This is a genomic window from Mesorhizobium sp. M4A.F.Ca.ET.020.02.1.1, assembly GCF_004022645.1.
GTDB lineage: Bacteria > Pseudomonadota > Alphaproteobacteria > Rhizobiales > Rhizobiaceae > Mesorhizobium.
Genome location: NZ_RZOI01000569.1, coordinates 1 through 4035, shown reverse-complemented (window position 1 = coordinate 4035; position 4035 = coordinate 1). Strand labels below are relative to the sequence as shown.

The window sequence follows — 4035 nt, the reverse complement described above, 5'->3', positions numbered from 1 at the left end:
CTTCCATCCTGCCACCGATCTTCGGCCAGAGGATCGGCCCCGGCCGCTATCGCTGGCTAGGCATGACCTTCGAGCCCGGCAAGCGCTCGTCCAGCGGCGGCTGGTCCTCGGGGAGCTCCGGCGGTGGCTGGTCCTCGGGCGGCGGAGGCGGCGGATTCTCCGGTGGCGGCGGTTCGTCGGGCGGCGGTGGCTCCTCGGGAAGCTGGTGAGACACATGGCGACACGACCGATCAGCCCGCAGGATCATGAGCGCATCGCCGAGGCGATCCGCGCCGCCGAGGCGAGGACCGACGGCGAGATCTACTGCGTCGTGGCGCATGCCAGCGACGGCTATTTCTTTCCCGCCGCCTTCATGACGACGCTAGCCATGCTCGTCGCCAGCCTTGCCGTCGCCTATGGGCTGGAGGCCTGGTGGCTGTCGATCCGCCTGCCGCATTTTGTTTTCGCCGAGCTCCTGGCGCTGGCCTCGGTGCTGGTGCTCTTGTGGGCGCTGCCCGGATTGCGCATCCATTTCGTGCCGCGCCACCTGCGTTACCAGGCGGCGCATCTCAACGCGGTCAAGCAGTTCCTTGCCCGCAACGTGCATCGCACCGCTGCGCGCACCGGCGTGCTGGTCTTCGTCTCGATCGCCGAGCGCTATGCCGAGGTGGTCGCCGACAGCGGCATCAACAGCAAGGTCGGCCAGCATGTCTGGGACGGCGTGGTGCGCGACCTTACCGCGCATGCCGGCGACGACCGGCTCGCCGACGGGTTCATCAAGGCCGTCGAATCGGTTGGCGCGGTGCTGGCCGAACATTTCCCTGTCACAGCGGGCGATGCCAACGAGCTGGACGATCATCTCGTCGAGATTTGAGATTAGTCTTTAACCTGCGCTGAGCCCTCCCGCGCCCTGTTGTTCGCCTGTGCGAAAGCGCGGATGCCGTGGGCCGGACTCTTTGCAATCCGGCGATGCGGGTTTATGGTTAACCAATCATGAACACGCTGACCATCGACATCAGGAAGGCCGAGCCGCGCGACGCGGCGGCCATCGCCGACGTGCATCAAGAGGCCTGGCGCGGCGCCTATTCCGGCATTATTCCGCACCGCACGCTGACCTCGATGATCAACCGCCGCGGGGCCGACTGGTGGGCGAACGCGATTCGCCGCGCCGCCACCGTGCTGGTGGTGGAGATTGGCGGCACGATCGCCGGCTACGCCACGATCGGCAAGAATCGCGCCCGTGAACTCCGCCAGCAGGGCGAGATCTACGAGCTTTATCTGCGCCCGGAATACCAAGGCATCGGGCTCGGCAGCCGGCTGTTCAGCGCGGCCCGCGCGCGGCTAGCCGACCACGGTCTGCGCGGCATGGTGGTTTGGGCGCTTGAGGACAACCAGAACGCGCTCGCTTTCTATGCTGGCGCCGGCGGCCGCGACATCGCCGAAGGCGTCGAGATATTCGAGCAAAAGGCGCTGAAGAAGGTCGCCTTCGTCTGGGAATGAACGCCCGCGTTTCGGCGTTGTTATTCTCCCCGCACGATTCGCCGCATTGCACCATGACGCGTCCGCCGCTATCGGTCTGACAAATCGAGAGAGGGATTTGAGTTATGCGCATCGAAGCGATTGCCACCGGGAAGAACCCGCCGGAAGACGTCAACGTCATCATCGAAGTGCCGATCGGCGGCGAGCCGATCAAGTATGAGATGGACAAGGAGGCCGGCACGCTGTTTGTCGACCGCTTCCTGCATACCTCGATGCGCTATCCCGGCAATTACGGCTTCGTGCCGCACACGCTGTCGGGCGACGGCGATCCGATCGACGTGCTGGTCTGCAATACGCGCGCGCTGGTGCCGGGCTGCGTCATCAATGTGCGGCCGATCGGCGTGCTGATCATGGAAGACAATGCCGGCCAGGACGAGAAGGTGATCGCCGTCCCGTCGCCGAAGCTGACGCTGCGCTACGAGAACGTCACCGAGTACACGCATCTGCCCGAGATCACGCGTGATCAGGTGCAGCACTTCTTCGAGCACTACAAGGATCTCGAGCCCGGCAAATGGGTCAAGATCGAGGGCTGGCACGATTCCAAATACGCCAAGAAGATGATCGTCGAGGCAATCGAACGGGCGAAGGTGGCGAAGGCGGCGAAGTAGTCTCGGCTCAGTTATCCACCCGGCCGAAGTCCGGCACGCTGCCGATCACCTCGCGCTTGTCCTTGCCGCAGGCGAAGCCTTTCGCCTTCTCGTCGGCGAGCTTGCGCGCCTGGTCGTTGGCCTGCGGGTTGCCGGTGGCCAGCACCAGCCCGATGGTGCAGCCCTGCTGGGTGTCCGGCTGGGCCACCTTGGCGACGACCAGCACCTGGGTCGGCTTGTTCTCGTCATCGGGATTGCTGACCTCGCGGCGGTGGATGACGGCGAAGGGGATGGCGACGTCGCCGTTGGTCTCGATGCGCCATTCCACCTTGGGCCCGGCCGTGTTGAGGCCGGAGAAGCTTTCCCAGACCGAGGTCATGTCGCCGGACGGGAACCCGTAGAACAGCGATTCGCGGGCATCGTCGTAGCCGATCAGCACGGGGTAGCCGCGATAGCCGGAGCAGGCGAGGCTCGCCCAATCGCCTTCGCCCTCGGCCGCCTGCGCATAGGTTACGCAATCCCTCTCCCAGTCCAGATCGGTGTAGGCGCTGGATATGTCGCCGGCATGGGCCGCCTGGCAGAGACCGGCGAGGGCAAGCGGGATCAGAGGCGCACGCATGGCGGACAACTCCGTTTCGAGTTGCCGGGAGCGTACCGCCAATCGCTATTTCTTCAAGCTGGCTTCGATCAGCAAATCGGCGTTGCGGGCGACCGACGCCGCCGGTCCGCCGAGGCCGAACAGCTGGCCGCTGATATAGGCGCCCTCGATCAGCAGCAGCAGGCCGTCGCCAAGCGTGTCGGCATCGGCGGCGCCCATTGCGGCCGCCATGGCGCGCAGGCGGCGGCGCAGTTCCTGCTTGTTGGTCTCACTGACGATGCGCGCCGGATGACTGTGATCGGGATATTCCACCGCCGCATTGGTCATGCCGCAGCCGCGATAGTCGGGTTTTTGCGTGCGCTTGCCGACGCGGGTGAGGAAAGCCACGATCTGCGCGCGCGGGTCGCCCGGATGCGCATCGACAGCCTCGTCGAAGCGCTCCCAGAATTCGAGATCGTATTTGCGCAGATAGGAGGCGGCGAGTTCGTCCTTGGAGGGAAAGCTGCGGTAGAGGCTGGGCTTGGTGACGCCGGCGCGCTTGACGATCTCGTCGACGCCGATCGCTCTTATGCCTTCGCGGTAGAACAGGTCGCGCGCCACGTCGAGAATCTTGTCGGCGGCCTTCGGATGCGCTGGCGCGTGATCCCCGCTGATGGATGCTTCAATTTTTTTGTCCGGTGGCATGCCACGACTCGCTTGACAATGTTACTGACCGGTACGTATTCATAGCCCCATCCAATTGCAACGTACCGGTCAGTAACATGATAGCTCAGTCTCGTCCGTTTGGCCAGCGCTACGCTTTCGTCGTGGTCGGCGTTATCTTTCTTTGCCTGCTGATCGCGGCCGGGCTTCGTTCGGCGCCGTCGGTGATGATGCTGCCGCTGGAGGAGAGTTTTGGCTGGCGGCGCGACGTGGTCTCGCTGGCTGCCGCGATCGGCATCTTCCTCTATGGCCTGACCGGGCCGTTCGCGGCAGCCCTGATGGAGCGGATCGGGCTGCGCCGCACGCTGCTAATTTCGTTGCTGGTGATGTCGGGCTCGACGGCGCTCAGCCTGCTGATGACCAAGCCGTGGCATCTGCTGATCACCTGGGGCGTGCTTTCCGGCATCGGCTCGGGTGCGGTCGCAACCGTGCTCGGCGCCACCATCGTCAATCGATGGTTCAAGACCAATCGCGGCCTGGTGATGGGGCTGATGTCGGCCTCCAGCGCCACCGGCTTGCTTGTATTCCTGCCGCTGCTCGCCTCGCTGGCGCAGGCGGGCGGCTGGAAGCCCGTCGCCCTCGCCATCGCGGTCGCCACCGCCGCCCTGGTGCCGGTGGTGTGGCTGCTGG

At 65.0% G+C, this 4035-nt stretch carries 6 protein-coding genes and 1 pseudogene; 5 read left to right on the top strand and 2 right to left on the bottom strand.

Going from position 1 to position 4035, the window contains the following annotated elements; translation table 11 throughout:
* The 4 genes and pseudogenes from EN742_RS26880 to ppa all read left to right on the top strand — a co-directional run.
* Positions 1–209 (top strand): annotated as a pseudogene (locus tag EN742_RS26880) (hypothetical protein); the annotation flags it as partial.
* A 5-nt stretch (positions 210–214) separates the two neighbouring features.
* A complete protein-coding gene (locus EN742_RS26875; protein ID WP_127405682.1) occupies positions 215–853 on the top strand; it encodes a TPM domain-containing protein in 639 nt (212 codons plus the stop codon).
* A gap of 119 nt (positions 854–972) precedes the next feature.
* A complete protein-coding gene (locus tag EN742_RS26870; RefSeq protein ID WP_126057566.1) occupies positions 973–1479 on the top strand; it encodes a GNAT family N-acetyltransferase in 507 nt (168 codons plus the stop codon).
* Between the two features lie 104 nt (positions 1480–1583).
* Positions 1584–2126 (top strand): inorganic diphosphatase, encoded by a 543-nt coding sequence (ppa, locus tag EN742_RS26865; protein ID WP_126057567.1) that lies wholly within the window; start codon positions 1584–1586, stop codon positions 2124–2126.
* Between the two features lie 7 nt (positions 2127–2133).
* Here ppa and EN742_RS26860 read toward each other — a convergent pair whose 3' ends face one another.
* Both EN742_RS26860 and EN742_RS26855 read right to left on the bottom strand, forming a co-directional pair.
* Positions 2134–2724 (bottom strand): hypothetical protein, encoded by a 591-nt coding sequence (locus tag EN742_RS26860; protein WP_126057568.1) that lies wholly within the window; start codon positions 2722–2724, stop codon positions 2134–2136.
* 45 nt (positions 2725–2769) lie between these two features.
* Complete coding sequence (locus tag EN742_RS26855; RefSeq protein WP_127405683.1) at positions 2770–3387, bottom strand: TetR/AcrR family transcriptional regulator; 618 nt, start codon at positions 3385–3387, stop codon at positions 2770–2772.
* A 77-nt stretch (positions 3388–3464) separates the two neighbouring features.
* Here EN742_RS26855 and EN742_RS26850 point away from each other — a divergent pair.
* The coding region (locus tag EN742_RS26850; RefSeq protein WP_148670276.1) for an MFS transporter at positions 3465–4035 on the top strand (571 nt) is incomplete at its 3' end.

Excerpts from the sequence above, each read along its gene's own strand:
- EN742_RS26860 (WP_126057568.1), bottom strand. The coding sequence starts at position 2,724 with ATGCGTGCGCCTCTGATCCCGCTTGCCCTCGCCGGTCTCTGCCAGGCG.
- EN742_RS26875 (WP_127405682.1), top strand. The coding sequence starts at position 215 with ATGGCGACACGACCGATCAGCCCGCAGGATCATGAGCGCATCGCCGAG.
- EN742_RS26870 (WP_126057566.1), top strand. The coding sequence starts at position 973 with ATGAACACGCTGACCATCGACATCAGGAAGGCCGAGCCGCGCGACGCG.
- ppa (WP_126057567.1), top strand. The coding sequence starts at position 1,584 with ATGCGCATCGAAGCGATTGCCACCGGGAAGAACCCGCCGGAAGACGTC.
- EN742_RS26855 (WP_127405683.1), bottom strand. The coding sequence starts at position 3,387 with ATGCCACCGGACAAAAAAATTGAAGCATCCATCAGCGGGGATCACGCG.